General features: G+C 69.3%; 25 protein-coding genes. 4 read left to right on the forward strand and 21 right to left on the reverse strand.

Annotated features, from left to right (window positions below; translation table 11 throughout):
• Positions 1-169 precede the first annotated feature (169 nt).
• Positions 170-742 carry a cob(I)yrinic acid a,c-diamide adenosyltransferase gene (locus ACFWVP_RS25140; protein ID WP_384499907.1) on the forward strand — a complete coding sequence of 191 codons (573 nt, stop codon included), beginning with the start codon at positions 170-172 and terminating at the stop codon, positions 740-742.
• Here the strand turns inward: ACFWVP_RS25140 and ACFWVP_RS25145 are convergent, their stop codons facing one another.
• On the reverse strand, positions 743-1300 hold the full coding sequence (locus ACFWVP_RS25145) for a hypothetical protein (protein ID WP_384499908.1): 558 nt from the start codon (positions 1298-1300) through the stop codon (positions 743-745).
• A 151-nt stretch (positions 1301-1451) separates the two neighbouring features.
• Between ACFWVP_RS25145 and ACFWVP_RS25150 the strand changes: the two genes are divergently transcribed.
• The 3 genes from ACFWVP_RS25150 to ACFWVP_RS25160 all read left to right on the forward strand — a co-directional run bounded on the left by ACFWVP_RS25150 (position 1452) and on the right by ACFWVP_RS25160 (position 5335).
• The gene (locus ACFWVP_RS25150; protein WP_384499910.1) at positions 1452-2639 is read left to right on the forward strand and encodes a sensor histidine kinase; all 1188 of its coding nucleotides are present in this window, start codon (positions 1452-1454) and stop codon (positions 2637-2639) included.
• A gap of 1 nt (position 2640) precedes the next feature.
• Entirely contained in the window at positions 2641-3282 is a 642-nt protein-coding gene (locus ACFWVP_RS25155; protein WP_384499912.1) for a response regulator, read from the forward strand.
• 172 nt (positions 3283-3454) lie between these two features.
• Positions 3455-5335 (forward strand): glycosyl hydrolase family 18 protein, encoded by a 1881-nt coding sequence (locus tag ACFWVP_RS25160; protein ID WP_384499913.1) that lies wholly within the window; start codon positions 3455-3457, stop codon positions 5333-5335.
• A 141-nt stretch (positions 5336-5476) separates the two neighbouring features.
• Here the strand turns inward: ACFWVP_RS25160 and ACFWVP_RS25165 are convergent, their stop codons facing one another.
• The 20 genes from ACFWVP_RS25165 to rho all read right to left on the reverse strand — a co-directional run bounded on the left by ACFWVP_RS25165 (position 5477) and on the right by rho (position 26156).
• A complete protein-coding gene (locus tag ACFWVP_RS25165; RefSeq protein WP_384499915.1) occupies positions 5477-5923 on the reverse strand; it encodes a DUF2550 domain-containing protein in 447 nt (148 codons plus the stop codon).
• 144 nt (positions 5924-6067) lie between these two features.
• Positions 6068-6442 carry a F0F1 ATP synthase subunit epsilon gene (locus ACFWVP_RS25170; protein ID WP_383765364.1) on the reverse strand — a complete coding sequence of 125 codons (375 nt, stop codon included), beginning with the start codon at positions 6440-6442 and terminating at the stop codon, positions 6068-6070.
• A 109-nt stretch (positions 6443-6551) separates the two neighbouring features.
• A complete protein-coding gene (atpD, locus tag ACFWVP_RS25175; RefSeq protein WP_384499916.1) occupies positions 6552-7994 on the reverse strand; it encodes a F0F1 ATP synthase subunit beta in 1443 nt (480 codons plus the stop codon).
• Positions 7994-8911 carry a F0F1 ATP synthase subunit gamma gene (locus tag ACFWVP_RS25180; protein WP_329207309.1) on the reverse strand — a complete coding sequence of 306 codons (918 nt, stop codon included), beginning with the start codon at positions 8909-8911 and terminating at the stop codon, positions 7994-7996. The genes atpD and ACFWVP_RS25180 overlap by 1 nt, the downstream gene beginning before the upstream one ends.
• A gap of 3 nt (positions 8912-8914) precedes the next feature.
• Positions 8915-10486 carry a F0F1 ATP synthase subunit alpha gene (gene atpA, locus ACFWVP_RS25185; RefSeq protein ID WP_384499917.1) on the reverse strand — a complete coding sequence of 524 codons (1572 nt, stop codon included), beginning with the start codon at positions 10484-10486 and terminating at the stop codon, positions 8915-8917.
• A gap of 143 nt (positions 10487-10629) precedes the next feature.
• On the reverse strand, positions 10630-11445 hold the full coding sequence (locus ACFWVP_RS25190; RefSeq protein ID WP_384499919.1) for a F0F1 ATP synthase subunit delta: 816 nt from the start codon (positions 11443-11445) through the stop codon (positions 10630-10632).
• Positions 11442-11987: a F0F1 ATP synthase subunit B gene (locus tag ACFWVP_RS25195; RefSeq protein ID WP_384499920.1), complete on the reverse strand. Its 546-nt coding sequence runs from the start codon at positions 11985-11987 to the stop codon at positions 11442-11444. The genes ACFWVP_RS25190 and ACFWVP_RS25195 overlap by 4 nt, the downstream gene beginning before the upstream one ends.
• Positions 11988-12032: 45 nt before the next feature.
• Positions 12033-12263, reverse strand: a complete 231-nt coding sequence (gene atpE / locus ACFWVP_RS25200) for an ATP synthase F0 subunit C (protein WP_250967599.1) — start codon at positions 12261-12263, stop codon at positions 12033-12035.
• A 70-nt stretch (positions 12264-12333) separates the two neighbouring features.
• A complete protein-coding gene (atpB, locus tag ACFWVP_RS25205; RefSeq protein ID WP_384499922.1) occupies positions 12334-13155 on the reverse strand; it encodes a F0F1 ATP synthase subunit A in 822 nt (273 codons plus the stop codon).
• A 226-nt stretch (positions 13156-13381) separates the two neighbouring features.
• Positions 13382-13819 carry a hypothetical protein gene (locus ACFWVP_RS25210; protein ID WP_384499924.1) on the reverse strand — a complete coding sequence of 146 codons (438 nt, stop codon included), beginning with the start codon at positions 13817-13819 and terminating at the stop codon, positions 13382-13384.
• 264 nt (positions 13820-14083) lie between these two features.
• Entirely contained in the window at positions 14084-15472 is a 1389-nt protein-coding gene (locus ACFWVP_RS25215; protein ID WP_384499926.1) for an MraY family glycosyltransferase, read from the reverse strand.
• An 84-nt stretch (positions 15473-15556) separates the two neighbouring features.
• Positions 15557-16837, reverse strand: coding sequence for a serine hydroxymethyltransferase (gene glyA, locus ACFWVP_RS25220; RefSeq protein WP_384499927.1), 1281 nt, complete (start codon positions 16835-16837; stop codon positions 15557-15559).
• Positions 16838-16972: 135 nt separating this feature from the next.
• The gene (locus ACFWVP_RS25225; RefSeq protein ID WP_384499929.1) at positions 16973-17614 is read right to left on the reverse strand and encodes a protein-tyrosine-phosphatase; all 642 of its coding nucleotides are present in this window, start codon (positions 17612-17614) and stop codon (positions 16973-16975) included.
• Complete coding sequence (locus ACFWVP_RS25230) at positions 17611-18258, reverse strand: L-threonylcarbamoyladenylate synthase (protein ID WP_361887457.1); 648 nt, start codon at positions 18256-18258, stop codon at positions 17611-17613. Before ACFWVP_RS25230 ends, ACFWVP_RS25225 begins: the two co-directional genes overlap by 4 nt.
• Before the next feature lie 67 nt (positions 18259-18325).
• Entirely contained in the window at positions 18326-19171 is an 846-nt protein-coding gene (gene prmC, locus ACFWVP_RS25235; RefSeq protein WP_384499930.1) for a peptide chain release factor N(5)-glutamine methyltransferase, read from the reverse strand.
• A 51-nt stretch (positions 19172-19222) separates the two neighbouring features.
• Positions 19223-20299 (reverse strand): peptide chain release factor 1, encoded by a 1077-nt coding sequence (gene prfA, locus ACFWVP_RS25240; protein WP_384499932.1) that lies wholly within the window; start codon positions 20297-20299, stop codon positions 19223-19225.
• A 155-nt stretch (positions 20300-20454) separates the two neighbouring features.
• Positions 20455-20679 (reverse strand): 50S ribosomal protein L31, encoded by a 225-nt coding sequence (gene rpmE / locus ACFWVP_RS25245; protein WP_069170687.1) that lies wholly within the window; start codon positions 20677-20679, stop codon positions 20455-20457.
• A 209-nt stretch (positions 20680-20888) separates the two neighbouring features.
• Positions 20889-21992 carry an LCP family protein gene (locus ACFWVP_RS25250; RefSeq protein WP_384499934.1) on the reverse strand — a complete coding sequence of 368 codons (1104 nt, stop codon included), beginning with the start codon at positions 21990-21992 and terminating at the stop codon, positions 20889-20891.
• Between the two features lie 183 nt (positions 21993-22175).
• Positions 22176-23903 (reverse strand): trypsin-like serine protease, encoded by a 1728-nt coding sequence (locus ACFWVP_RS25255; protein ID WP_384499936.1) that lies wholly within the window; start codon positions 23901-23903, stop codon positions 22176-22178.
• A gap of 156 nt (positions 23904-24059) precedes the next feature.
• Positions 24060-26156, reverse strand: coding sequence for a transcription termination factor Rho (gene rho, locus ACFWVP_RS25260; protein ID WP_384499937.1), 2097 nt, complete (start codon positions 26154-26156; stop codon positions 24060-24062).
• Between the last annotated feature and the right edge of the window lie 317 nt (positions 26157-26473).

Raw genomic sequence — 26473 nt, forward strand, 5'->3', positions numbered from 1 at the left:
ACCTCCGCCCGTACGCCAGGGGCCCGCGTCCCGGTGCCCCGGCTCGTACGCCAGGGCCCGCATCCCGACAGCCCGGCTCGTACGCCGCGGCGCGCGTCGCGCGCCCTTCGGACTGTGAGAGTCGGCACGCGTGTCCCTCGCGGGGCCGGAGCCTAACTACGCTGGCCCCATGGTCAATCTGACGCGCATCTACACCCGTACCGGCGACCAGGGCACCACCGCCCTCGGAGACATGAGCCGGACCGCCAAGACCGATCTGCGGATCTCTGCCTACGCCGACGCCAACGAGGCGAACGCCGTCATCGGCATGGCCGTCGCGCTGGGCGGTCTCCCCGAGGACGTCGTGAAGGTCCTCGTCCGGGTGCAGAACGACCTGTTCGACGTGGGCGCGGACCTGTGCACCCCCGTGGTCGAGAACCCGGAGTACCCGCCCCTGCGGGTCGAACAGTCCTACGTCGACAAGCTGGAGGCGGACTGCGACACCTTCCTGGAGGACCTGGAGAAGCTGCGCAGTTTCATCCTTCCGGGCGGTACGCCGGGGGCGGCGCTGCTGCACCAGGCCTGCACGGTCGTGCGGCGGGCCGAACGGTCCACCTGGGCGGCGCTGGAGGTGCACGGGGACGTGATGAACGCGCTGACGGCGACCTACCTCAACCGCCTCTCCGACCTCCTGTTCATCCTCGCCAGGACGGCGAACAAGGAGATCGGGGACGTGTTGTGGGTGCCGGGCGGCGAGCGCTGATCAGCGGCCCGCCCCGACCCGGTCCTTGGGCTCCCGCTTCGGGGCGACGGTGTATCCCACGGCGATGACCAGGTTGATCCCGATCACCCAGAGCATCTTCTGCTGCCACATCCGCAGCGAGCCGGTGTCGCCGTCCCCGCCGACGTACCAGATCGCCGCCTGGAGCAGGGCCATGGCGGTCCCCGCGGCCACGAACCAGCGGGCGGCGGTGCGCCACTCGTGGGCGGCCCGGGCCATCCCGTACCTCGGGGGCTTCACCGGGGCCGGTCCGCCCGCGAAGCGGTGGGCGATCCTGGCGTCCACCCACTTGACGGTGGAGTGTCCGAGTCCCACGGTGAATCCGATGTAGGCGGCGGCCAGGCCGTGCTTCCAGTCCGGCTCGGCGCCGTTCTTCAGGTCGATGGCCGTCACCACCAGCAGGACGGCCTCCAGCAGCGGCTCGCACAGCAGCACGGCGGCGCCCAGGCGTGGCTTCCTCGCGATGTACCTGATTGCGAGTCCGGCGGCCAGCAGGACCCAGAAGCCGACCTCGCAGAGCACGATCAGTGTGACGATCACGGTACTTCTCCTTCCGGTCCCTTCCAGGCTCCCGTCCGTGGGGCGCCAAATCGTCGTCGGCAGTGAGGAATCGTGACTGCATCCTTCGATGTAGCCGCGCCTCACCCGTCGTACGGACGTCCCGCGGGATCACGCCGTGTTGGATGGGAGGGTGTTCTCCCTTGCGCGCCCGCATCGCGACGACGTCCTGCTCTCGGCCGCCGGGCTGGCCGGTGGTGTGATCCTCTGGCTGGTCGGCATCCACATCCAGAACGGCCGGCTCTTCGACGCGCCCTGGGTGTCCCTGCTGCCGCTCGTGGTGATGTCCGCGCTGGAACTGCTGCGGCGCGGCGCACCGCGCACCGCGCTGGCCGTGGGGACGGTCGCGCTGGTGGCCGACCAGTTCACCGTGGGCAACCTGGCGACCCTGCTGATGTTCACCGACCTCGTGTACGCCGCCGTGCTCTACGGGCCGCCCGGGGCCGCGCGCCGCGTCCCGGTGATCACGCTGCTCGTCACGGTGGCCACGACGGTCGGCTTCGTCGCGTGGAAGCCGTCGGCGGACGCCGTGCTCATCGGGATCGTCGTCGGCATGGTCTCCTTCGTGCCGGCCCTGACCGGTGTCAGTGTGCGCAACCACCGGGACGCGGCGGAGGCCGCCCGGCTGCGGGCCGACCAGACCGCGCTGCTGGCCGAGATGGACCGGGTACAGGCGGTGACCGCGGAGCGGTCCCGGATGGCCCGGGAGCTGCACGACATGGTCGCCAACCACCTCTCGGCGATCGCGATCCACTCCACCGCGGCGCTCTCCATCGACGACCCGGACACCTCCCGCGAGGCGCTCGGGGTGATCCGGCGGAACAGTGTCGACGGGCTGGCCGAGATGCGGCGGCTGATCGGGCTGCTGCGGGAGAGCGGAGGGAACACGCCGAGCGCGGCACCGACCCTCGCGTCCCTGGACGCCCTCGTCGGGCAGGCGGACGCGAACTCCGTGTCCAGCGGGCTGACCGTGACGCTGGACGACGGCCGCGCGGGCACCGGGCCGCTGCCCGCGCCGGTGGAGCTGGCGGCGTACCGCATCGTCCAGGAGTCCCTGACGAACGCGCTGAAGCATGCCGCGCCGGGGCCGGTGACGGTCCGGCTGGGGCGGTCGGGGGATCTGCTGACGGTGGAGGTGAGCAGCATGATCGGCGACCGGCCTGGGCCGCGCGCCCCCGGTTCGGGGGCCGGGCTCGTGGGGATGCGGGAGCGGGTGGCGCTGCTCGGCGGGACGATCGGGGCGGGCCCGGTGCCGGGGGACGACGGGGCGAAGATCTGGCTGGTGCGGGCGGAACTGCCCGTCGAGGAAGGGACCTTGTGAGATGACGATCCGGGTACTGGTCGCGGAGGACCAGTCGGCCGTGCGCGCGGGCCTGGTGCTGATCCTGCGCAGCGCACCGGACATCGAGGTCGTGGGTGAGGTGGAGGACGGTGAGGCGGCTGTCCGCCTGGCGCGCGAACTGCGCCCGGACCTGGTGTTGATGGACGTGCAGATGCCCCGGCTCGACGGGGTGTCGGCGACGAGGCAGGTCGTGACCGAAGGGCTGGCGGACGTGCTGGTGCTGACGACGTTCGATCTGGACGAGTACGTCTTCGGGGCGCTGCGCGCGGGTGCGGCGGGCTTCCTTCTGAAGCACACCGACGCGCACGATCTGCTGGAGGCGGTACGTACGGTGGCGCGCGGCGAGGGCATGATCGCCCCCGCCGTGACGCGCCGGCTGATCGCGGAGTTCGCCGGGGCGGCAAGGGCGCGCACGGCGGATCCGGCGGTGCTGGACGCGCTGACGCGGCGCGAGCGTGAGGTGCTGGCCTGTCTCGGCGAGGGACTGTCGAACGCGGAGATCGCCGGCCGGCTGTCGATGGCGGAGGCGACGGTGAAGACGCACGTCAGCAGGCTGTTGGGGAAGCTGGAGCTGCGCAGCCGGGTCCAAGCCGCGGTACTCGCTCAGGAGTTGCGGCTCTGAGGCCGGTTCCGGCTCTTTGGTCTGGACCTCTTGACGATTGGTCCAGACCTTCCTAATCTCACCGAGCACGCACGCTGCGATGAGTACGCCATGACAATGCGCGCTCAGGGCGACGCAGGGTTTGCAGTCCACGGACCACCCCCGTTTGTCGGACCTCACCCGAGGAGCACCGTTGAGCACTGAAACCCCCCTACGCCGATCCAGACTCCGATGGAGACTCGGAGCCGGCGGATCCACCAGATCCAAGGCGGTCGCGGGCTTCACCGCGCTGCTCCTGCCGCTCGCCGCGATGGTCGGCCTGGCCTCCCCCGCCGAGGCCGCCACGTCGGCGACCGCCACCTACGTCAAGAAGTCCGACTGGGGCAGCGGCTTCGAGGGGCAGTGGACGGTCAAGAACACCGGGACCACCGCCCTGTCCTCCTGGACCATCGAGTGGGACTTCCCCTCCGGCACCGCCGTCGGCTCCGCCTGGGACGCCACCGTCACCAGTTCCGGAACCCACTGGACCGCCAAGAACCTCGGCTGGAACGGCACCGTCGCCCCCGGAGCCAGCGTCAGCTTCGGCTTCAACGGCACCGGCACCGGCTCCCCCACCGGCTGCAAGCTGAACGGCGCCTCCTGTGACGGCGGCAGCGTCCCCGGCGACAACGCCCCGTCCAAGCCCGGCACCCCCACCGCGAGCACCATCACCGACACGTCGGCGAAGCTCACCTGGAGCGCCGCCACCGACGACAAGGGCGTCAAGAACTACGACGTCCTGCGGGACGGCGCCAAGGTCGCCACGGTCACCACGACGACGTACACCGACACCGGTCTCACCAAGGGCACCGACTACTCCTACACGGTGCAGGCGCGTGACACCGCCGACCAGACCGGTCCGGTCAGCTCCTCCGTGGCCGTCCGCACCACCGGCACCACCGACCCGGGCCCCGGCCCCGGTGAGAAGGTCAATCTCGGCTACTTCACCGAGTGGGGCGTCTACGGCCGCAACTACCACGTCAAGAACCTGGTGACGTCCGGTTCCGCGGCCAAGATCACGCACATCAACTACGCGTTCGGCAACGTCCAGGGCGGCAAGTGCACCATCGGTGACGCCTACGCCGACTACGACAAGGCCTACACCGCGGACCAGTCGGTCGACGGCGTCGCCGACACCTGGGACCAGCCGCTGCGCGGCAACTTCAACCAGCTGCGCAAACTCAAGGCGAAGTTCCCGCACATCAAGGTGATCTGGTCGTTCGGCGGCTGGACCTGGTCCGGCGGCTTCGGTGCCGCGGCGCAGAACCCGGCCGCGTTCGCCCAGTCCTGCTACGACCTGGTCGAGGACCCCCGCTGGGCCGATGTCTTCGACGGCATCGACATCGACTGGGAGTACCCGAACGCCTGTGGTCTCACCTGTGACACCAGCGGCCCCGCCGCGCTGAAGAACCTCTCCTCGGCGCTGCGCACCAAGTTCGGCACGAACAACCTGGTCACCGCCGCGATCACCGCGGACGGCTCGGAGGGTGGCAAGATCGACGCCGCCGACTACGCCGGCGCCGCGGCGCACTTCGACTGGTACAACGTGATGACGTACGACTTCTTCGGCGCCTGGGCGGCCAAGGGCCCGACGGCCCCGCACTCCGCGCTGAACTCGTACAGCGGCATCCCGCAGGAGGGCTTCAACTCCGCAGCCGCCATCGCCAAGCTGAAGGCCAAGGGCGTCCCCGCCTCGAAGCTGCTGCTCGGCATCGGCTTCTACGGCCGCGGCTGGACCGGCGTCACCCAGGCGGCACCGGGCGGCACGGCGACCGGGGCGGCCCCCGGCACGTACGAGGCGGGCATCGAGGACTACAAGGTCCTCAAGAACAGCTGCCCGGCCACCGGTACGATCGCCGGCACCGCGTACGCGCACTGCGGCACCAACTGGTGGAGCTACGACACCCCGGCGACGATCACGTCCAAGATGGCCTGGGCGAACAGCCAGGGCCTGGGCGGGGCGTTCTTCTGGGAGTTCAGCGGTGACACCGCGAACGGTGAGCTCGTGAGCGCGATGGACAGCGGACTCAACTAGATCCCCACGCTGTAGCGCACGGCCCCGGAAAAAGCGCCGGGGAGACGGGTTCGCCCCCTGTCTCCCCGGTTTTTCCGTGCCCGCCGGCCCTCTCAGGCCACGTTCACCCTCCCCCGGACTCCGTCCGGAGGGATCCTCTGCTCAAGCCACGTTGACCCGCTGGCCGGGCGGGGCCGCCTCCAGCCAGGCGAGGAAGCCGGTCAGGGCGTCCTCGCTCATCGCCAGCTCCAGGCGGATCCCCTGGTGGAGACATCCGAGCACGACGGAATCGGACAGGAGCGCGAGCTCCTCCTCGCCCTCGGGCAGCCGGCGCGCGACCACCTCGATGGCGGACCGCTCCAGTCCGCGGCGCGGACGGGGCGCGTAGGAGAAGACCCGGAACCAGTCGACGCGGTCACCGCTGTAGCGGGCGACCCCGTACACCCAGCCCTTGCCGGACGGATCGGGCTCCTCGGACACGTCCCAGCGCAGGCTGCAGTCGAAGGTCCCGCCGGAACGCTGGATCAGCCGCCTGCGCAGACCGAAGACGAACAGACCCACCGCGACCAGTACGACGACCAGACCGCCGACCCACAAAGCGAGGACCATCTCCACCGACCTCCTCGCATCGTCGAGTAACGGATACCGAACCGAGCCGAACCGAACCGCACCTGCATCGCCTCAGCCGCGACACGGTCTGGATGATTCCAGAACGGGCCGCGGCTGAGTAAAAAACACCTCGTGGGATGCGCGCTAGCGCACCGCCACCGCACGCAGTCGCACGTCCGCACGCCGCTCGGAGGCGGCGTCCGTGTCCGACTTCGCACGCTCCAGCGCACGCTCGGCGCGCTGGACGTCGATCTCGTCCGCGAGTTCGGCAATCTCCGCGAGCAGCGAGAGCTTGTCGTCCGCGAAGGAGATGAACCCGCCGTGCACAGCGGCGACGACAGTCCCGCCGTCGCTCGTACGGATCGTCACCGGGCCCGATTCCAGCACACCCAGGAGCGGCTGGTGACCGGGCATGACGCCGATGTCGCCGGACGTGGTACGTGCGACAACGAGGGTGGCCTCGCCGGACCAGACACTGCGGTCCGCGGCGACCAGCTCGACATGCAGCTCAGCAGCCAAGGGTGGCTCCTCGGGTCACCACCCGGCGGTCATGCCGGGTGTTGGGTCAATTCTACGGGGCGTGGTGAGGGGGGCGGGACACACCCACCCCCCTCGGTGAGCCGGAGGCTCAGGAGACGCCGAGCTCCTTGGCGTTGGCCTTGAGGTCCTCGATGCCACCGCACATGAAGAACGCCTGCTCGGGGAAGTGGTCGTACTCCCCGTCGCAGATCGAGTTGAACGCGGCGATCGACTCGTCGAGCGGAACGTCCGAACCGTCCAGGCCGGTGAACTGCTTGGCGGCGTGGGTGTTCTGCGACAGGAAGCGCTCGACGCGACGGGCACGGTGGACAACGAGCTTGTCCTCCTCGCCCAGCTCGTCGATACCGAGGATCGCGATGATGTCCTGGAGGTCCTTGTACTTCTGCAGGATCCCCTTGACGCGGCTGGCCGTGTCGTAGTGGTCCTGCGCGATGTAGCGCGGGTCCAGGATGCGGGACGTGGAGTCCAGCGGGTCCACGGCCGGGTAGATGCCCTTCTCGGAGATCGGACGGGAGAGAACCGTCGTCGCGTCGAGGTGGGCGAACGTGGTGGCCGGGGCCGGGTCGGTCAGGTCGTCCGCGGGGACGTAGATCGCCTGCATCGAGGTGATCGAGTGACCACGCGTCGAGGTGATGCGCTCCTGGAGCACACCCATCTCGTCGGCCAGGGTCGGCTGGTAACCCACCGCGGACGGCATGCGGCCGAGCAGCGTGGAGACCTCGGAACCGGCCTGCGTGAAGCGGAAGATGTTGTCGATGAAGAGCAGCACGTCCTGCTTCTGCACATCGCGGAAGTACTCCGCCATGGTCAGGGCGGACAGCGCGACCCGGAGACGGGTGCCCGGCGGCTCGTCCATCTGGCCGAAGACCAGCGCGGTCTTCTCCAGGACGCCCGATTCGGTCATCTCGTCGATGAGGTCGTTGCCCTCACGGGTGCGCTCGCCGACACCGGCGAACACCGACACACCGTCGTGCAGCTTCGCCACACGCATGATCATTTCCTGGATGAGGACCGTCTTGCCGACGCCCGCACCACCGAACAGACCGATCTTGCCGCCCTTGACGTACGGGGTCAGCAGGTCGACGACCTTCAGGCCGGTCTCGAACATCTCGGTCTTGGACTCGAGCTGGTCGAAGGCCGGGGCCTTGCGGTGGATCGGCCAGCGCTCGGTGATCTGAGCTTCGGCCTCCGGGTCGTTCAGGATCTGGCCGAGGGTGTTGAACACCTTGCCCTTGGTGATGTCACCGACCGGCACCATGATGCCCTTGCCGGTGTCGGTCACCGGGGCCTGGCGGACCAGACCGTCGGTGGGCTGCATCGAGATCGCGCGGACCACGCCGTCACCCAGGTGCTGGGCGACTTCGAGGGTCAGCGTCTTACGAGCGCCGGCCTCGGCCGGGTCGTCGACCTCGACGTGCAGGGCGTTGTAGATCTCCGGCATCGCGTCGACGGGGAACTCCACGTCGACGACCGGGCCGATGACCCGGGCGACGCGGCCCGTGGCAGCGGCCGTCTCAACTGTCGTCGTCATTACTTGTCACTCCCCGCGGACGCGTCGGCCAGCGCACCTGCACCGCCGACGATCTCGCTGATTTCCTGGGTGATTTCGGCCTGGCGGGCCGCGTTGGCAAGCCGGGAGAGGCTCTTGATCAGATCCCCGGCGTTGTCGGTCGCCGACTTCATCGCGCGGCGGCGGGCGGCGTGCTCGGAAGCGGCCGCCTGCAGCAGTGCGTTGTAGATGCGGCTCTCGACGTAGCGCGGCAGAAGGGCGTCGAGGACGTCCTCGGCCGACGGCTCGAAGTCGAACAGCGGAAGGATCTCGTCCTTCGCACCGCTCTCCTCCGCGACCTGGTCGAGCGAGAGCGGCAGCATCCGGCCGTCGACCGCGTTCTGCGTCATCATCGACACGAACTCGGTGTAGACGATGTGCAGCTCGTCGACGCCGCCCTCGGCCGTGTCCTTCTGGATGGACTCGATCAGGGGCGCCGCGATCTTCTTGGCGTCCGCGTACTCCGGGCTGTCGGTGAAGCCGGTCCACGACTCCGCGACCTTGCGCTCACGGAACCCGTAGTAGGCGACACCCTTACGGCCGACGATGTACGTGTCGACCTCCTTGCCCTCGGCCGCCAGCCGCTCCCGCAGCCGCTCCGCGGCCTTGATGGCGTTGGAGGAGTAGCCGCCGGCGAGCCCGCGGTCACTCGTGAGGAGCAGGACCGCGGCACGCACCGGGGCGTCGGCCTCGGTGGTGAGCGGGTGCTTGGTGTTGGAGCCGGTCGCCACCGCGGTCACCGCGCGGGTGAGCTCGGTCGCGTACGGCATCGACGCCGTCACCTTGCGCTGCGCCTTGACGATGCGCGAGGCGGCGATCATCTCCATCGCCTTGGTGATCTTCTTGGTCGCGGTGACGGCTTGGATGCGGCGCTTGTAAACGCGAAGCTGAGCGCCCATCGATCAGCCCTCGCCCAGGAGCTTGCCGTCCGAGGTCTCGAACTGCTGCTTGAAGGCGGCGATCGCGTCGGCGATCGACTGCAGCGTGTCGTCGGACATCTTGCCGCCCTCGGCGATGCTGGTCAGGAGGTCCTTGCGCTCACGGCGCAGGTACTCCAGCAGCTCACCCTCGAAGCGGCGGATGTCCTCGACCGGGACGTCGTCCATCTTGCCCGTGGTGCCGGCCCAGACGGAGACGACCTGCTCCTCCATCGGGAACGGGGCGTACTGCGGCTGCTTCAGCAGCTCGACCATGCGCTTACCGCGCTCCAGCGACGCCTTGGAGGCCGCGTCCAGGTCGGAACCGAAGGCGGCGAACGCCTCCAGCTCGCGGTACTGGGCGAGGTCCACGCGCAGTCGGCCGGAGACCTGCTTCATGGCCTTGTGCTGGGCGGAGCCACCGACTCGGGAGACCGAGATACCGACGTTGAGCGCCGGACGCTGACCCGCGTTGAACAGGTCGGACTCCAGGAAGCACTGGCCGTCGGTGATGGAGATGACGTTGGTCGGGATGAACGCCGACACGTCGTTCGCCTTGGTCTCGACGATCGGGAGGCCCGTCATCGAACCGGCGCCCATGTCGTCGGAGAGCTTGGCGCAGCGCTCCAGCAGACGCGAGTGCAGGTAGAAGACGTCGCCCGGGTAGGCCTCACGGCCCGGCGGACGGCGCAGCAGAAGCGACACGGCGCGGTAGGCGTCGGCCTGCTTCGAGAGGTCGTCGAAGATGATCAGGACGTGCTTGCCGTCGTACATCCAGTGCTGGCCGATGGCCGAGCCGGTGTACGGCGCCAGGTACTTGAAGCCGGCCGGGTCGGACGCCGGGGCGGCGACGATGGTCGTGTACTCGAGCGCGCCGGCCTCTTCCAGGGCACCTCGCACGGAGGCGATGGTGGAGCCCTTCTGACCGATGGCGACGTAGATGCAGCGCACCTGCTTGTTCACGTCGCCCGAGCGCCAGTTGTCGCGCTGGTTGATGATCGTGTCGACGGCCAGAGCGGTCTTACCCGTCTGACGGTCGCCGATGATCAGCTGACGCTGGCCTCGGCCGATCGGCACCATGGCGTCGACGGCCTTGTAGCCGGTCTGCATCGGCTCGTGCACCGACTTGCGGACCATGACGCCAGGGGCCTGCAGTTCGAGGGCGCGACGGCTTTCGGTCGCGATCTCGCCGAGACCGTCGATCGGGTTGCCGAGCGGGTCGACGACGCGGCCGAGGTAACCCTCGCCGACGCCGACGGAGAGCACCTCACCGGTGCGCTGCACCGGCTGGCCCTCCTCGATTCCGCTGAACTCGCCGAGGACGATCGCACCGATCTCGCGCTCTTCGAGGTTGAGGGCGAGACCGAGGGTTCCGTCCTCGAACTTCAGCAGTTCGTTCGCCATGGCGGAGGGCAGGCCCTCCACCTTCGCGATGCCGTCGCCGGCAACGCTGACCGTACCGACCTCCTCGCGCGAGGCCGCGTCCGGCTGGTACGACTGGACGAAGTTCTCCAGTGCGTCCCGGATCTCCTCCGGCCGGATCGTGAGCTCCGCCATCTGGGTTCCCTGCTCTCCTTGTTGGGCCCGAAGTTTCTTAAGGGGGTCTGGGGGCGACCCCCAGGAATCTTCTGCAATTTCTGCACGGCCCAACCGGGCCGCTGTTCTTGCTCGTTCAGGTGGTGCGGGTGCGCTGCTCGCTGTCAGCCGGCCATCCGGCGGGTGGCCTCTTCGAGGCGCTCCGCGATCGTGCCGTTGATGACCTCGTCACCGACGCGCACCGAGATCCCGCCGAGGACCGCGGGGTCCACGTCCAGGTTCAGGTGCATCTGCCGGCCGTAGATCTTCGCCAGGGCGGCGCCGAGGCGCTGCTTCTGCCGATCGGACAGCGGCACCGCCGAGGTGACGACGGCGACCATGCGGTCCCGGCGCTCCGCGGCGAGCTTGGACAGGGACTCGAGTCCCGCCTCCAGGCTACGTCCACGGGGCTGGGTCACGAGGCGCGTGACGACTCGCTCGGTGACGGGCCGCGTCCTGCCGCCGAGCAGGCTGCGCAGCAGCTCGCCCTTGGCGGCGGTGGACGCCGTCCGGCTGGTCAGCGCGGAGCGCAGTCCCTTGTCGGAACCGACGATCCGGCCGAACCGGAACAGCTCGTCCTCGACGTCGTCGAGCGCGCCGCTCCGCTGGGCCGCGGTGAGGTCTGCGGTGTTCGCCAGTTCCTCGACCGAGTCCACCAGGTCGCGGGACTGCGACCAGCGGGACCGGACCATGCCGGAGACCAGGTCAACGGCTTCGCCGCCCACCTGACCGCTCAGCAGCCGTCCGGCCAGCTCGGCCTTGGCCTCGCCGCCCTGCGACGGGTCGGTGAGGACCCGGCGCAGCGATACCTCGCGGTGGAGCAGCGCGGTGACGGCTGCCAGCTCCTCGGCGAGCTTCGCCGCGTCGACCGACGTGGAGTCGGTCAGCGCGTCGAGACGCTCACGTGCGGCAGCCAGTGCCTCGCGGCTCGCTCCGTTCATCGGACTGCCTCGGCCTTCGCCTCGAGCTCGTCGAGGAAACGGTCGACGGTGCCGCTCTGCCGGGCGTGGTCCTCGAGGGACTCACCGACGAGCTTGCCGGCCAGGGCGGTGGCGAGCGTGCCCACGTCCTGACGCAGCGCGGAGGCCGCGGCCTTGCGGTCGGCCTCGATCTGGGCGTGGCCGGCGGCGATGATCTCTTCGCGCTGCCGCTGACCTTCCGTCCTCATCTCCTGGATGATGACGGCGCCCTGCTCCTGCGCCTCCTGGCGCAGACGGGCGGCTTCGTGGCGGGCCTCGGCGAGCTGAGCCTTGTACTGCTCAAGAACGCTCTGGGCCTCGGTCTGGGCCGCATCGGCCTTTTCGATACCGCCTTCGATGGCCTCGCGACGCTCTTCCAGAACCTTGTTGATGTTCGGGAGGAGCTTCTTGGCGAGGAAGCCGAAGACGATGAGGAAGGCGATGAGGCCGATGACGAGCTCTGGAATCGGCGGGACGAGGGGATTTTCCATCTCCCCGGCCGCGACCGTAAGCAGCTGGCTCACATCAGTGCCTTTCGTCTGGTGGGCTGGTCGTGGATCCGAGGATCACTACTGGCCGTAGACGAACGGCATGACCAGACCGATGAGGGCGAGCGCCTCACAGAAGGCGAAGCCGAGGATCTGGTTGGCGCGGATGAGACCGGCAGCCTCGGGCTGACGGGCGAGAGCCTGGGTGCCGTTACCGAAGATGATGCCGACGCCGACGCCGGGGCCGATGGCGGCGAGGCCGTAACCGATGGAGCCGAGGGAGCCGGTGACGGCAGCAAGGGTCTGGGACATGCCAGTTCTTCCTTCTCTTTCACGGACCGGTGGGGGTTGGCCACCGGACGACTGGGGACAGGGCAGGTGCTCAGTGGTGCTTGGCGAGCGCGCCCTGAATGAAGGTGCAGGTCAGGAGCACGAAGACGTACGCCTGCAGCGCCTGGATAAAGAGCTCGAACGCGGTCATCACGATGACCATCACAAAGGAGACGCCCGCGTAGGCGAACCCGATGCCGTTGAGCAGGTACCAGCTGGCGATCGTGAACAGCAGCAGCAGCGTGTGGCCTGCGAACATGTTCGCGAAGAGTCGGACCGCGTGCGTGAACGGCCGGACCAGCAGGTTCGAGAAGAACTCGATCAGCATCGCCAGCGGCAGCACCGGGCCGAGCGACTTGTCGTAGCCGGTGATGTTCTTCCAGCCACCGATGAACCCGTGCCGCTTGAAGGTCAGGCTGACCCAGAGCACGTACACGATCAGTGCCAGCACGACCGGGTACGCGATGATCGACGTCACGGGGAACTGGGCGACCGGAATGATCGACCAGAGGTTCATCATCCAGACGAAGAAGAACAGCGACACGACCAGCGGGACGTACTTCTCGCCCTCGCGCTTGCCGATGGTCTCGTAGACGATGCCGCGACGGATGAAGTCGTAACCCATCTCCGCGATCGACTGCAGCTTGCCGGGGACCATCTTGGGCTTCCGGAACGCCGCCCAGAAGAAACCGACGATGATGATCGAACCGAGGAGCGCCAGCAGCATCGGCTTGTTGAAGTACAAGTTGCTGTCCGGGTCACCCCACAGCGGCTCGAACAGGAACGAGTGCAAGCCGGGTGCCGGGAAACCACAACCGTCGAAGATGTGGCAATCGGTCTCGAAGGCGAGCACCTGTGTCGGGTCAGCACTCACCGCGGGCTCCTTCAGCGTGGCGCATAGGTACGGCAACCTCGATGTGTCGGCGCGGCACGCGGCCGCGGTTCGGCACTGGACTGGTGTTACGGATGTGTGAGCGGCAGTCAGGCATTTGAGCCTCGCGATCGAGCAGGCGTCAGCTCACATGCCCGCGCCCGCAGTGCCGCAGTTGAAACCGGACGATAGCAGGGTCCGGCGAGCGCCTTTATTCCGCCCCTACCCATCACGCCGACGGGCCCGTCTTCTTGGGCTTGTCACCCTCGCTGGACTCGGGTTCGACGTAAAGGATCTTGGCCTTCATGTGCGCACGCGCCTGTGCGCCGATCCACACGAGAGTCGTCGCGACCAGCGTGATCGCGAAGGCCTTCGGGTTGAACAGCGAAGTGTCCTTGAACACGGCGACGAAGATGAAAAGCAGCAGGAGCTGTGCCGTGTACAGCATCAGCCCCATGGCCTGGAACAGGTGCGGGAGGGACTTGGCGGTCCGTTCGAGGACCACGAGTCCGATCCCCATGAAGAGAATCACGACCAGCGTCGCAACAACCGCACCCAGGGCTCCCTTGCCACCGGCGACACCAGCGCTGACCGCGGTGGCGACAGCGCCGGCGGCAGCGGTGGGAACGGCGGTCTGGAGGAGAGTCCGGACGTCGTTGGACGGCATGGCGGCAACTCCGCTTTACAGGGGGTGGGCAGTGGTGTCGTCATGGACGAGCGTAGGCCCGGACCGAGTCGATGCCTCAGACCGAGGGACCGTCCTACTCAGGTCCTTCGGCTCTGTCACCGGGCTTAGTGAACGCTATCACAAACTATTTGGTGAGGTCTTTACCCGAATGGTGTGCCCGCTGTCACACATGAGAGTGACCCTGCGCGTATGCGCGCGACAATGCGGCACCTTGTGTGGTAATGCGGCCTGCTGTCCGAATCATCAACGTGACGAGTCCGCACGGTCCCGACCGGTGAAGCGCGAACGGGGGCCGATCGCGGTCGCTCCGTTGACGCCGGAGACTCCCACGGCCACGGGTGCCCGTTCCGGCGCCTGAGAGGCCATCTGCGGGCCCGCGGGCCCCTGTTGACCCTCCCGGGCCTCTACGGCCTCCGCGGCGGGCGAACCCGTCCCCTCCGCGTCGTCGCGGCGCCGGCGCCGGTAGCGCGGCGGCACGAAGGCCTCGGCCCAGCGCGGGGCGCGCGGGGTGAACCGCGGCATGAGGAGCAGGACCAGGCCGACGGCGCTGAGTCCCACGATCACCAGCACGATCCAAAGCGACGCCGAGTGCACGGAGTAGCCGACGGCACCGAACGCGATCAGCGCGGACCAGAAGTACATGATCAGCACGGACCTGCTGTGCGAGTGCCCGATCTCCAGCAGCCGGTGGTGCAGGTGCCCACGGTCGGCCGCGAACGGCGACTGGCCGTTCCAGGTGCGCCGCACGATCGCGAGCACCAGGTCGGCGGCCGGGATCGCGATGATCGTGAGCGGCAGCAGCAGCGGGATGAAGACGGGCAGCATCGCGTGGGTGGCCTCGCGCTCGCCGCCCTCGAAGATCTTCATCAGGTCCGGGTCGACCTGCCCGGTGACGGAGATCGCGCCCGCGGCCAGTACGAGGCCGATCAGCATCGACCCGGAGTCGCCCATGAAGATCCGGGCGGGGTGCATGTTGTGCGGCAGGAAGCCGAGGCACATGCCCATCAGGATCGCGGCGAAGAGCGTCGCGGGGGCCGCGGCCTCGATGCCGTACCCGTACCAGAGCCGGTAGGCGTACAGGAAGAACGCCGCGGAGGCGATGCAGACCATGCCGGACGCGAGGCCGTCCAGGCCGTCGACGAAGTTGACCGCGTTGATCGTGATCACGACCAGCGCCACCGTGAGCAGCGTGCCCTGCCACTGGGTGAGGGCGACCGTGCCGACGCCGGGGATGGGCAGCCACAGGATCGTCAGACCCTGGATGACCATGACGGCGGCGGCGATCATCTGGCCGCCGAGCTTGATCAGGGCGTCGAGTTCGAACTTGTCGTCCAGGACGCCGATCAGCCAGATCAGGGCGGCTCCGGAGAGCAGGGCCCGTGGTTCGTTGGACAGTTCGAAGACGCTGTTCAGGTTGAACAGGTGGTCGGCGACGATCAGTCCCGCACACAGTCCGCCGAACATGGCGATACCACCGAGCCGCGGTGTCGGTTCACGGTGTACGTCACGCGCACGGATCGCGGGCATCGCCCCGATCGCGATGGCGAACTTCCGCACCGGCCCGGTCAGCAGATAGGTCACCGCTGCCGTGACACAGAGCGTCAGCAGGTAATCACGCACGGGCTGCCCCACAGATCTCGCCGGCCATCTCAGCCCCACACCCTAGTCTCATGAGCAAGGACACGAAGGTACGGGTGATGGTTGCACACCCTTCGCCTACCCCGGGTACGGCGGATTCCGCTCGGCCAGTCCGCGCACTTGGGTCCGCAGACCCTCCGGGTCGTCGTCGTCCCTGACGGCCGCGCCGAAGAGTGCGGCGATCCGTGCCATGTCGGCCTCGTCCATGCCCTGGGTGGTCACGGCCGCCGTGCCCAGCCGGATGCCGCGGGCGTCCCCGTACGGCAGGGCGCAGGTGTCGAGCACCATGCCGGCGGCGACCAGGCGTTCCCGGGCGGTGCGGCCGTCGACGCCCAGCGGTCCGGGGTCGGCGACGACGATGTGGGTGTCCGTGCCGTCGGTGGTGATGTCGAAGCCCTCGGCCTCCAGCCCTGCCGCGAGGACGCGGGCGTGGGCGACGACCTGGTGGGCGTACAGCGCGAAGGCCGGGGTGCCGGCCTCGCCGAACGCGACGGCCTTCGCCGCGACGGTGTGCATCTGGGCGCCGCCCTGGGTGAACGGGAACACGGCGCGGTCGATCCGCTCCGCCAGTTCCACGCCGCACAGGATCATGCCGCCGCGCGGCCCGCGCAGGACCTTGTGTGTCGTCGCGCACACCACGTCGGCGTACGGGACGGGGCTGGGTGCCGCTCCCCCGGCGATCAGGCCCATCGGGTGGGCCGCGTCGGCGATCAGGTAGGCACCGACCTCGTCGGCGATGTCCCGGAACTGCTCGTAGTCGGGGTGGCGGGGGTACGAGATGGAGCCGCAGACGATCGCCTTGGGGCTGCGGGCCCGGGCCAGGGCACGCACCTGGGCGTAGTCGATGAGCCCGCTGTCGGGGTCGACGCCGTAGCCGACGAATTCGAACCAGCGCCCGGAGAAGTTCCCGGGGGCACCGTGTGTGAGGTGCCCGCCGTACGGGAGTCCCATGGCCAGGACCGTGTCGCCGGGGCGCAGCAGCGCCGCGTAGGCGGCGAGGACGGCGGAGGAGCCGGAGTGCGGCTGGACGTTGGCGTGCTCGGCGCCGAACAGTGCCATGGCCCGCCGGACCGCGACGCGTTCGGCCTCGTCGGCCTGTTCGCAGCCGCCGTGGTGGCGGGCGCCGGGGTAGCCCTCGGCGTACTTGTTCGCGAGGGGCGAGCCCAGGGCGGCGAGGACGGCGGGCGAGGTGAAGTTCTCGGCGGCGATGAGCTGGAGCGTGCTCGCCTGGCGGCCGGCCTCGGCGAGCAGGACGCCGGCGATCTCCGGGTCCTGGCGGAGCAGGGCGCCGAAGTCCTGCGGCATGGCGGTGTCGGAGGAGGACACGGCTGCGGGTGCGGCTGGAGTGGTGACCGGCATCTGACGGCTCCGGGCCTGGGGAGGGGGCGTGCGCTGGTGTCAGCTCCAATGTAGGCCCGCACCGCGCGCGCTGCCCGCTGCCGTGCGGCCCCGTACGCCGGTCGGCGCAGGGGGCCGGCCGGGGCGGACGGTGCGTCAGTGCGGGTCGCGTACCCCGGTCAGCGCGGTGACGACCGGGTCGAGCGCCTGGTTGATCTCGTCGCCGATGGAGCGGAAGAAGGTGATCGGGGCGCCGTACGGGTCGTAGACCTCGTCCGCCTCGGCGGTGGGGGCCAGCAGCCAGCCGCGCAGGGCCGCCGCGGCGCGCACCAGGGCGCGGGCGCGTTCGACGACGCCCTCCTCGCGGGCGTCGGGCAGCGTGGCGGGGTCGATCGCCCGGACGAGCCGGGTGAACTCCTTGAGCGTGAAGGTCCGCAGGCCCGCCGAGTGGCCCATCGAGATCACCTGGGCGCGGTGGTCGCGGGTGGCGGTGAGGACGAGGTCCGCGCGGATGACGTGCTCGTCGAGCAGTTCGCGGCCGACGAAGCCGGTGGCGTCGGCGCCGAAGTCGGCGAGGACGACCTCGGCGTTGGCCTCCATGGGCGCGCCCTCGTGCCCCCAGGTCCCCGCGCTCTCCACGATCAGGCCGCGGCTGAGCGGGTCGCCGAGGCGGTCCATCAGGGCATGGCGGGTCAGCCGCTCGGTGATGGGCGAGCGGCAGACGTTGCCGGTGCTGACGTGGAGGATGCGGAAAGTGTCGTGCTGCCCCGCTATGCCACGCCCCTCAGGGGCGGTCAATTGGCCACCTCGAGGTCGGGTACTACCTTGCGGAGGTCCTCGACGGAGAGGGCGCCGGCCCGCAGCAGTACCGGGACCTTGCCGGTGACGTCGACGATGGACGACGGGACGATGCCGGGCGTGGGGCCGCCGTCGAGGTAGACGGAGACGGAGTCGCCGAGCATCTCCTGGGCCGCGTCGCAGTCCTCGGGCGAGGGGTGTCCGGAGAGGTTGGCACTGGAGACGGCCATCGGGCCGACCTCCGTGAGGAGCTCGATGGCGACCGGGTGCAGGGGCATCCGGATGGCGACGGTGCCGCGGGTGTCACCGAGGTCCCACTGGAGGGACGGCTGGTGCTTGGCGACGAGCGTGAGGGCGCCGGGCCAGAACGCGTCGACGAGTTCCCAGGCCTGCTCGGAGAAGTCGGTGACCAGTCCGTGCAGGGTGTTCGGGGAGCCGATCAGGACGGGGGTCGGCATGTTCCGGCCGCGGCCCTTGGCGTCGAGCAGGTCGGTGACGGCCTCGGAACTGAAGGCGTCCGCACCGATCCCGTACACGGTGTCGGTGGGCAGCACGACCAGTTCGCCGCGGCGGACGGCGGACGCGGCTTCACGCAGGCCGGTCGTACGGTCGGTCGCGTCGTTGCAGTCGTATCGCCGTGCCATCAGCCGGCCTCCTGGGACATGTACGGGTATGACGGGTAGGGGTCGTACGGTTCCGGTGTCCCGGTGGTCACGGCATGGCCTTGCGGGCCGTCGCGAACCGGGGCCGGTTGTTCAGGTCGGGGTGATCGGCCGCGTCGGCCCAGCCCCGTTCCTCGGTGAAGATCCACGGCACCTGGCCGCCCTGGGTGTCGGCGTGCTCGATGACGACGAGCCCGCCGGGCCGCAGCAGGCGGTGCGCGGTGCGTTCGATGCCCCGGATGGTGTCGAGGCCGTCCTCGCCGGAGAACAGCGCCATCTGCGGGTCGTGGTCGCGGGCCTCGGGGGCGACGTACTCCCACTCGGTGAGCGGGATGTACGGCGGGTTGGAGATCACCAGGTCGACCTGGCCGTCGAGCTCGGGAAGGGCGCTCAGGGCGTCTCCCCGGTGGACGGTGACCCTGGACCCCTCGGCGTTCTTCCGGGTCCATTTCAGGGCGTCCTCGGACAGCTCCACGCCGTGCACGCGCGAGCGCGGCACCTCCTGGGCCATGGCGAGGGCGATCGCGCCGGATCCGGTGCAGAGGTCGACGATCATCGGTTCGACGACGTCCATCGCGCGGACGGCGTCTATCGCCCAGCCGACGACCGACTCGGTCTCCGGGCGGGGCACGAAGACGCCGGGGCCGACCTGGAGCTCCAGGTAGCGGAAGAAGGCGCGGCCGGTGATGTGCTGGAGTGGTTCGCGGGCCTCGCGGCGGGCGATCGTCTCCCAGTAGCGGGCGTCGAAGTCGGTGTCCGGCACGTGGTGCAGTTCGCCCCGCTTGACGCCGTGCACGAACGCGGCGAGTTCCTCGGCGTCGAATCGCGGTGAGGGGACACCGGCGTCGGCCAGCCGCTGGGTGGCCTGGGCCACCTCGGCGAGCAGCAGGTTCATCGCGGTTCTCCGTACGGGTTCACGAGCGGGGCGGGGCGGATCTTACGCGGGTTACGCGGCGGCGAGCTTGGCGGCGGAGTCGGCGTCCACGCAGGCCTGGATGACGGCGTCGAGGTCGCCGTCGAGCACCTGGTCCAAGTTGTACGCCTTGAAGCCGACGCGGTGGTCCGAGATCCGGTTTTCCGAGAAGTTGTACGTACGGATCTTCTCGGAGCGGTCGACGGTACGGACCTGGCTGCGGCGGACGTCGGAGGCTTCCTGCTCGGCGGCCTCCTGGGCGGCGGCCAGCAGCCGGGACCGCAGGATGCGCATGGCCTGCTCCTTGTTCTGGAGCTGGCTCTTCTCGTTCTGGCAGGAGGCGACGACACCGGTCGGCAGGTGCGTGATGCGGACCGCGGAGTCGGTGGTGTTGACGGACTGGCCGCCGGGGCCGGAGGAGCGGTACACGTCGATGCGCAGGTCGTTGGCGTGGATCTCGACGTCGACCTCCTCCGCCTCGGGTGTGACGAGCACACCGGCGGCGGAGGTGTGGATCCGGCCCTGGGACTCGGTGGAGGGCACGCGCTGCACGCGGTGCACGCCGCCCTCGTACTTCATCCGCGCCCAGACGCCCTGGCCGGGCTCGGTGGCGCCGTTGCCGCCCTTGGTCTTCACGGCGACCTGGACGTCCTTGTAGCCGCCGAGCTCGGACTCGGTGGAGTCGATGATCTCGGTCTTCCAGCCGACGCGCTCGGCGTAGCGCAGGTACATACGCAGCAGGTCACCGGCGAACAGGGCGGACTCGTCGCCGCCCGCGCCCGCCTTGATCTCCAGGAGCACGTCCTTGTCGTCACTGGGGTCACGCGGGACCAGGAGGAGCCGGAGCTTCTCGGTGATCTCGTCGCGCTGCTTCTCCAGGACCTTGACCTCGGCGGCGAAGTCCGGGTCGTCCGCGGCGAATTCGCGGGCGGTGCCGATGTCGTCACCGGTGCGCTTCCAGGACCGGTACGTGGAGACGATCGGGGTCAGCTCCGCGTAGCGCTTGTTGAGCTTGCGCGCGTTGGCCTGGTCGGCGTGGACCGACGGGTCGGCGAGCTTCTTCTCGAGATCGGCGTGTTCGCCGATCAGTTCCTCGACCGCCTCGAACATCTTCGGGCTCCTGTGTTCCGTGCGTCATACGTCTGCGGGCCTGCTGGACGACGTGCTGCCGGTCCGTGCCCGGAGGGCACCCGGCCGCACAGCCGGAAAAAACGCCGGCCCCGGCGCCCCCGAGAGAGGGCGCCGGGAACCGGCGCAGTGGCTCGCTACTTGGCGGCGGAGCCGGCGGCCTTGCCGAAGCGGGCCTCGAAGCGGGCCACACGGCCACCGGTGTCGAGGATCTTCTGCTTGCCCGTGTAGAACGGGTGGCACTCGGAGCAGACGTCGGCGCGGATCGCGCCGCCCTCAAGGGTGCTCCGGGTGGTGAACGACGCACCGCAGGTGCAGCTGACCTGCGTCTCGACGTACTGGGGGTGAATCTCGCGCTTCAAGGTGTCTCCTAGTTTCGGGAGGGCTCCGGGTCGTACGCGCGGATTGCGCGTCCGTGAACCGGGGCCGACGTACCAGTCTGCCAGGACCGGCCGTATCTCCCAAAACGAGAGGCCGGCCAGGTGTATTCCCGAAGCGTCCGGGGTGCGTTCCGCGACCGGGCGGTGACGGATGGTGCCGTCGGCGCGCGGCCTCGGGCGCCTCGCCCCGGTCAGCGCACGACCTCGCCCGCCTCGCCCTTGTCGCCGGCCGACTTCTCGGTGGCGGACGCCGGGATCGGCGCGTCCTTCTTGAGCGCGGCCCAGACCTGCCGGCCGGCTTCTTCCTGGGGCAGCACCCGGTTGGGGTCGGCCGGGTCGTACTCCACCGGCAGCGTGACCATGTCGACGTCCGACGAGCCGAGGCTCCTGAGCCCGTTCGCGAAGCCGGTGAGCTTCTTGACCGAGGCCAGTTCGGAGTCGGTGGTGACGGCCTTGGTGGCGGTGTCCGCCAGGCCGAAGAGCGTCTTCGGGTTCGAGAACACCCCCACGCTCTTCGCCTGGTCCATCAGCGCCTTCACGAACGCCTGCTGGAGCTGGATGCGTCCCAGGTCGCTGCCGTCGCCGACGCTCTCGCGCGTGCGGACGAGGCCGAGCGCCTGCTCGCCGTCCAGGGTGTGGGTGCCCGGCTCCAGGTGCAGACGGCTCCTGGAGTCGTCGATCGTCTGCCCGGTGGTGATCCCGACGCCGCCGAGCTCGTCGACGACCTTCGTGAACCCGGTGAAGTCGACCTCGACGTAGTGGTCCATGCGGATCCCGGACATCGCCTCGACGGTCTTCACCGCGCAGGCGGGCCCGCCGACCTCGTACGCCGTGTTGAACATCGCCCGGCGCTGCGCGCCGACCTGTTCACCGGTCGTGTCGCTCGTGCAGGCGGGGCGGGCGACGAGGGTGTCGCGGGGGACGGAGACCACACTCGCGGAGGTGTGGCCCTTGTCGACGTGCACGATCATCGCGGTGTCCGAGCGGGCGGCGCCCTCGTCGACGCCGTAGGCGGAGTTTGCGCCGGAGCGGGAGTCCGAGCCGAGCACCAGGATGTCCTGCGAGCCGTTGTCGGCGTCGTCGGGGCGTTCCGTGCCCAGGGCGGCGTCGATGTCGACGGCCTTGAGGTTGCCGTTGAGCGTGAAGTAGGCGTAGCCGAGCCCGGATCCTCCGGCGACGACCACCGCCGCGGCGGTCCACAGGGCCGCGGTCTTCACCCGGCGGCCTGTGGAGGGCTTCCTGCGGCGGCTTCCGGTGCCACGTATTCGGCCGGTGCTCCTGCTCTGCCCGCTCATGCGTCTCCCTCGTACGTTCCTCGCCGCTGCCCCCCGCCGTGGCGTGCCGGCCCCGTCCGGCGTCACTCGTCGGGACGCCGGAGCAGCGAGAAGCGTCGCACGACGCGCTGTGGCCCCCGTCCGGGGACGGGGGCCACAGCTGAGGTGGGCGGTTGTCCGGTCACCCGGCGCTCACCTGGGGATTCAGCCGACGGTGTGGTAGCTGTTCCAGCCGGTTCCGAGCTTCACCTGTGTGGCGAAGATCTCGGACGTGCCCTGGCCCGTGCCCTTGAGGAGGTACAGGTCGCCCGCGGTGGAACGCGCCACAAGGTCGGACTTGGCATCGCCGTTGACGTCGCCCGGCGTGACCAGCAGGTTGTACGTGGACCAGTTGCTCCGGACCTTGACCGGGGTCTCGAACGGGGCGGTGGACTTGCCGGTGCCCTTGGCGAGGTACAGGTCGTTGGTGCCGCCGCGACGGAGGAGCAGGTCGTTCTTGCCGTCGTAGGTGAAGTCGCCGTGGCCGCGGACCTGGTTGTAGACCTGGTATCCGGTGGCCGCCTTGACCGCGGTGTTGAACTTCCCGTTGCCGTAGCTCGGGTACACCATCAGGTCGCCGGTCGAGGTGACGGCCAGGATGTCGCCCTTGCCGTCGTTGTTGACGTCACCGGGGGCGACGATCGCCCGCACGGTCTTCCAGCCGCTGAACATCTTCGTCTTCACGTACGTCGCGCTGCTCGCGGAACGGTGCAGCCAGTACACATCGCCGTTGGAGGACTGGCGGGCTATCAGGTCCTCGTAACCGTCCCGGTTGAGGTCCGTCTGCACGATGAGGTTGTACGCGCTGTACGAACCGGCGAAGACCTTGCGCGCGGCCAGCTTCTCGCCACCGGAGTTGAACGTGTAGCCGGTGGCGCCAGTGGTCCGGGCGAACAGGTCCGCACGGTGGTCACGGCTGAAGCTGGTGTCGTCGATCCGGGGCTGGATCGAGCGGTAGTACGTCGCCACCTTGGTGTAGACGTCGTACGTGCCCTGGATGTTGCAGGCTTCCAGGTCGCTGCCCACACCCCAGGAGGTGATGCCGATGACGCGGCCGGAGACGAACATCGGGCTGCCCGAGTCACCGGGGCACGTGGCCAGGCCGGTGCTGTCGTCGCTCGTACCACCCTCGCCCGCGCAGATCATGTGGCCCGCCTTGTAGGCGCCCGGGAGGTCGATGGCCGTGTCGATGGCCTCCGAGCACTCCGCGTCCGAACGCAGCGGCTGGTTGATCCGCATCAGCGTGTCGGACAGCGTCGCGGTGTCCCAGTCGGACCCGGTCATGCCCCAGCCATAGGTGGTGGCGACGGTGCCCGCGGTGTAGCGCGCGTTGTCGCCGTACGAGGCGGGCTGGGCCGGCGTGTAGGACAGCGGCTTGGAGAGCGTCAGAAGTGCGATGTCGTTGTCGATGGCGTCCGCGTCGTACGTACCCGCGAAATAGGAGCGGGTGATGCCGACCGCGGTGCCTTCGTCATTCGGGCCACCGGCGAGCTTGGCCGTACCGGCGAGCACCATGCCCTGACCGACCATGTCCAGTGCGTTGCCGTTGTCGTCGGTCACGCAATGCGCGGCGGTCATCACCTTGTTGGGCGCGACGAGCGTGCCGCCACAGGTGAAGTAGTAGTACCCGTCGTTGTCGAACTCGAAGAGGAGCTGGACCATCCAGGGCGCGCTGCTGAAGGCGGTGCTCGTACCGCCGATGATGCGCGGGGAGGCCTTCTGCGGGCTGACCACGTCGGCGCCCTTGGGCGGCAGGAGCCTTTCTCCGCCGTCGGCCGCCTGGGCCTGGGCACCGGCCACCAGGCCGCCGCCGAGCAGCGCCAGCGTCGCTGCGCCGGTGGCTATGAGTCTGCGAAGCTTTCGTACCGATCCGGCATGACGCGTTATGCGCACGCATGTCTCCCGTTGTTCAAAACCATTTGGAATCTGGAGCCGTATGTGGGGGGAGAGTGACGGCAAGTTGAATGGTACATGCAGAAATCCGCCCCGTCACCGAAGTAACGGGGCGGATTCGAGGGACGGTTGAACTGTCCCGGTTCAGGCGTTCAGTCAGTCATTCCCATTGCCGCTGCCGGGAGTCGTCTTCTGGATCTGAAGCAGGAATTCCGCATTCGACTGCGTCTTCTTCATGCGGTCCAGCAGCAGCTCGATGGCCTGCTGCTGGTCGAGTGCGTGAAGAACTCGGCGCAGCTTCCAGGTGACGGCCAATTCATCGGTGCCGAGGAGGATCTCTTCCTTACGGGTGCTGGACGCGTCGACGTCCACCGCCGGGAAGATGCGCTTGTCCGAGAGCTTCCGGTCGAGCTTGAGCTCCATGTTGCCGGTGCCCTTGAACTCCTCGAAGATCACCTCGTCCATGCGCGAGCCGGTCTCGACGAGCGCGGTGGCCAGGATGGTCAGCGAGCCGCCGTCCTCGATGTTGCGCGCGGCACCGAAGAAGCGCTTCGGCGGGTACAGCGCGGTCGAGTCGACACCACCGGACAGGATGCGGCCGGAGGCGGGCGCCGCGAGGTTGTACGCACGGCCCAGACGGGTGATCGAGTCCAGCAGGACCACCACGTCGTGGCCGAGCTCCACGAGGCGCTTCGCGCGCTCGATGGCGAGCTCGGCGACCGTGGTGTGGTCCTCGGCGGGACGGTCGAAGGTCGAGGAGATGACCTCGCCCTTCACCGACCGCTGCATGTCGGTGACCTCTTCCGGACGCTCGTCGACCAGGACGACCATCAGGTGGCACTCGGGGCTGTTGACCGTGATCGCGTTGGCGATGGCCTGGAGGATCATGGTCTTACCGGTCTTCGGCGGGGCCACGATCAGGCCTCGCTGGCCCTTGCCGATCGGGGCGACCAGGTCGATGATCCGGGTGGTCAGGATGTTGGAGTCGGTCTCCAGACGGAGCCTGTCCTGCGGGTACAGCGGGGTCAGCTTCTGGAACTCGGGACGCCCGCGGCCGGTCTCCGGCGCCATGCCGTTGACGGTGTCGAGGCGGACCAGCGCGTTGAACTTCTCGCGGCGCTCGCCGTCCTTGGGCTGACGCACCGCACCCGTGACGTGGTCGCCCTTGCGCAGGCCGTTCTTGCGGACCTGGGCGAGCGAGACGTACACGTCGTTCGGTCCCGGCAGATAGCCGGAGGTCCGGATGAACGCGTAGTTGTCGAGGATGTCGAGGATGCCCGCGACGGGGATCAGGACGTCGTCGTCGGCCACCTGGACGTCGGTCGCGAACTCGTCGCGGCCACGACGGCCACGGCGGTCGCGGTAACGGCCCCGACGGCCGCGACGGCCGCCCTCGTCGTCGTAACCGTCGTCGTGCTGGCCACCGCCCTGCTGGCCCTGGCTCTGACCGCCGCCCTGCTGACCCTGGCCCTGGCTCTGACCCTGGCCCTGACCCTGGCCGCCGCCCTGCTGGCCCTGACGGCGTCCGCCGCTCTGCTGGCCCTGGTCGTCGCCCTTGCTGCGCCGGTCACGCTGGCGGTCACGTCGGTCACCGCGGTCCTGGCGGTCACCACGGTCGCCGCGCTGACGGTCCTGGCGGTCACCGCGACGGCCCTCGGCCGTGTCGGCGGCGGACTCCGCCTTCGCGTCGCCCTTGGCCTCGCTCCTGTCGCCGCGCTCTTCGGCACGGTCCTGACGGGCCTCGGCCTGCGGCTCGGACTTCGTCTCGGCCTTGGTGTCGGGGCTGCCCGCCTGCGCGGTCGCACGGCGACGGCGGCGCTCGGCCGGCGGCTGCTCGTCACTGGCCGGCTGGCCGGGAATGTCGATCTGCTGCTGGGCCGCGGCCTTCTCGGCGGGCTCGGCGGCGGACTCGTCCCCGGTGCGCGTCTTGGACGTGGCACGCCGCTTGGGCTTGCTCTCGGCGTCCGTGGCGGCGGGGGCCGCGGCGGCCTTGGAGGAGGCCTTGGGCGCGGAGGATCCTCCGGCCTGCGCCTCCTTGATGACCTCGATCAGCTGGCTCTTGCGCATCCGCGCAGTCCCCCTGATGCCGAGGCCGGACGCGACCTGCTGCAGCTCGGCCAGGACCATGCCCTCGAGGCCGGTGCCGGAGCGGCGGCGCCGTGCGGTGGTGCCAGTGGCAGCACCTTCGGCGGACGCGGAGCTGTCGACGCTCTTGTCGGCAGTCACGCCCATCAGATCGGTGGTGTCGCTCACGAAGGGTCCTTCCCTGGAGCGGACGTCGGCCTTCTGGCTCGGCGACCGGTTGTGCTGTCCGACTGCGGTCTGTTGATCGTGTCGATCGCGGACCTTGCCGGGGCGGTGGTCCGCCGGGTACGGCGGAGAGACGAATGTGCGGGGTTCCGGCGCGAGATCCCCCTGCTCGGCCCACTCCTGGACGAGCAAGAGGGTGTCGTGCCGGTTCCGGAGCGTGCTCGAAAGCTCAGGCAGGCTGCTCAGGCAGTCGGGGAGGCTCCCGGAAGAGTGGTGGTCCCGGATGGGGACACGAAGCAACGCGCCACAAAGACGTCGAT

The sequence above is a fragment of the Streptomyces sp. NPDC058637 genome (assembly GCF_042717325.1).
GTDB lineage: Bacteria > Actinomycetota > Actinomycetes > Streptomycetales > Streptomycetaceae > Streptomyces.

What these genes read in the sequence shown, in the direction of transcription:
- ACFWVP_RS25140 (WP_384499907.1), top strand. Translation starts at nt 170, where the DNA reads ATGGTCAATCTGACGCGCATCTACACCCGTACCGGCGACCAGGGCACC.
- ACFWVP_RS25250 (WP_384499934.1), bottom strand. Translation starts at nt 21,992, where the DNA reads ATGAGCGGGCAGAGCAGGAGCACCGGCCGAATACGTGGCACCGGAAGC.
- ACFWVP_RS25180 (WP_329207309.1), bottom strand. Translation starts at nt 8,911, where the DNA reads ATGGGCGCTCAGCTTCGCGTTTACAAGCGCCGCATCCAAGCCGTCACC.
- atpE (WP_250967599.1), bottom strand. Translation starts at nt 12,263, where the DNA reads ATGTCCCAGACCCTTGCTGCCGTCACCGGCTCCCTCGGCTCCATCGGT.
- ACFWVP_RS25210 (WP_384499924.1), bottom strand. Translation starts at nt 13,819, where the DNA reads ATGCCGTCCAACGACGTCCGGACTCTCCTCCAGACCGCCGTTCCCACC.
- prfA (WP_384499932.1), bottom strand. Translation starts at nt 20,299, where the DNA reads ATGTTCGAGGCGGTCGAGGAACTGATCGGCGAACACGCCGATCTCGAG.
- ACFWVP_RS25155 (WP_384499912.1), top strand. Translation starts at nt 2,641, where the DNA reads ATGACGATCCGGGTACTGGTCGCGGAGGACCAGTCGGCCGTGCGCGCG.
- ACFWVP_RS25230 (WP_361887457.1), bottom strand. Translation starts at nt 18,258, where the DNA reads ATGGCACGGCGATACGACTGCAACGACGCGACCGACCGTACGACCGGC.
- prmC (WP_384499930.1), bottom strand. Translation starts at nt 19,171, where the DNA reads ATGAACCTGCTGCTCGCCGAGGTGGCCCAGGCCACCCAGCGGCTGGCC.
- atpA (WP_384499917.1), bottom strand. Translation starts at nt 10,486, where the DNA reads ATGGCGGAGCTCACGATCCGGCCGGAGGAGATCCGGGACGCACTGGAG.
- ACFWVP_RS25190 (WP_384499919.1), bottom strand. Translation starts at nt 11,445, where the DNA reads ATGAACGGAGCGAGCCGCGAGGCACTGGCTGCCGCACGTGAGCGTCTC.
- glyA (WP_384499927.1), bottom strand. Translation starts at nt 16,837, where the DNA reads ATGCCGGTCACCACTCCAGCCGCACCCGCAGCCGTGTCCTCCTCCGAC.
- ACFWVP_RS25165 (WP_384499915.1), bottom strand. Translation starts at nt 5,923, where the DNA reads ATGGTCCTCGCTTTGTGGGTCGGCGGTCTGGTCGTCGTACTGGTCGCG.
- atpD (WP_384499916.1), bottom strand. Translation starts at nt 7,994, where the DNA reads ATGACGACGACAGTTGAGACGGCCGCTGCCACGGGCCGCGTCGCCCGG.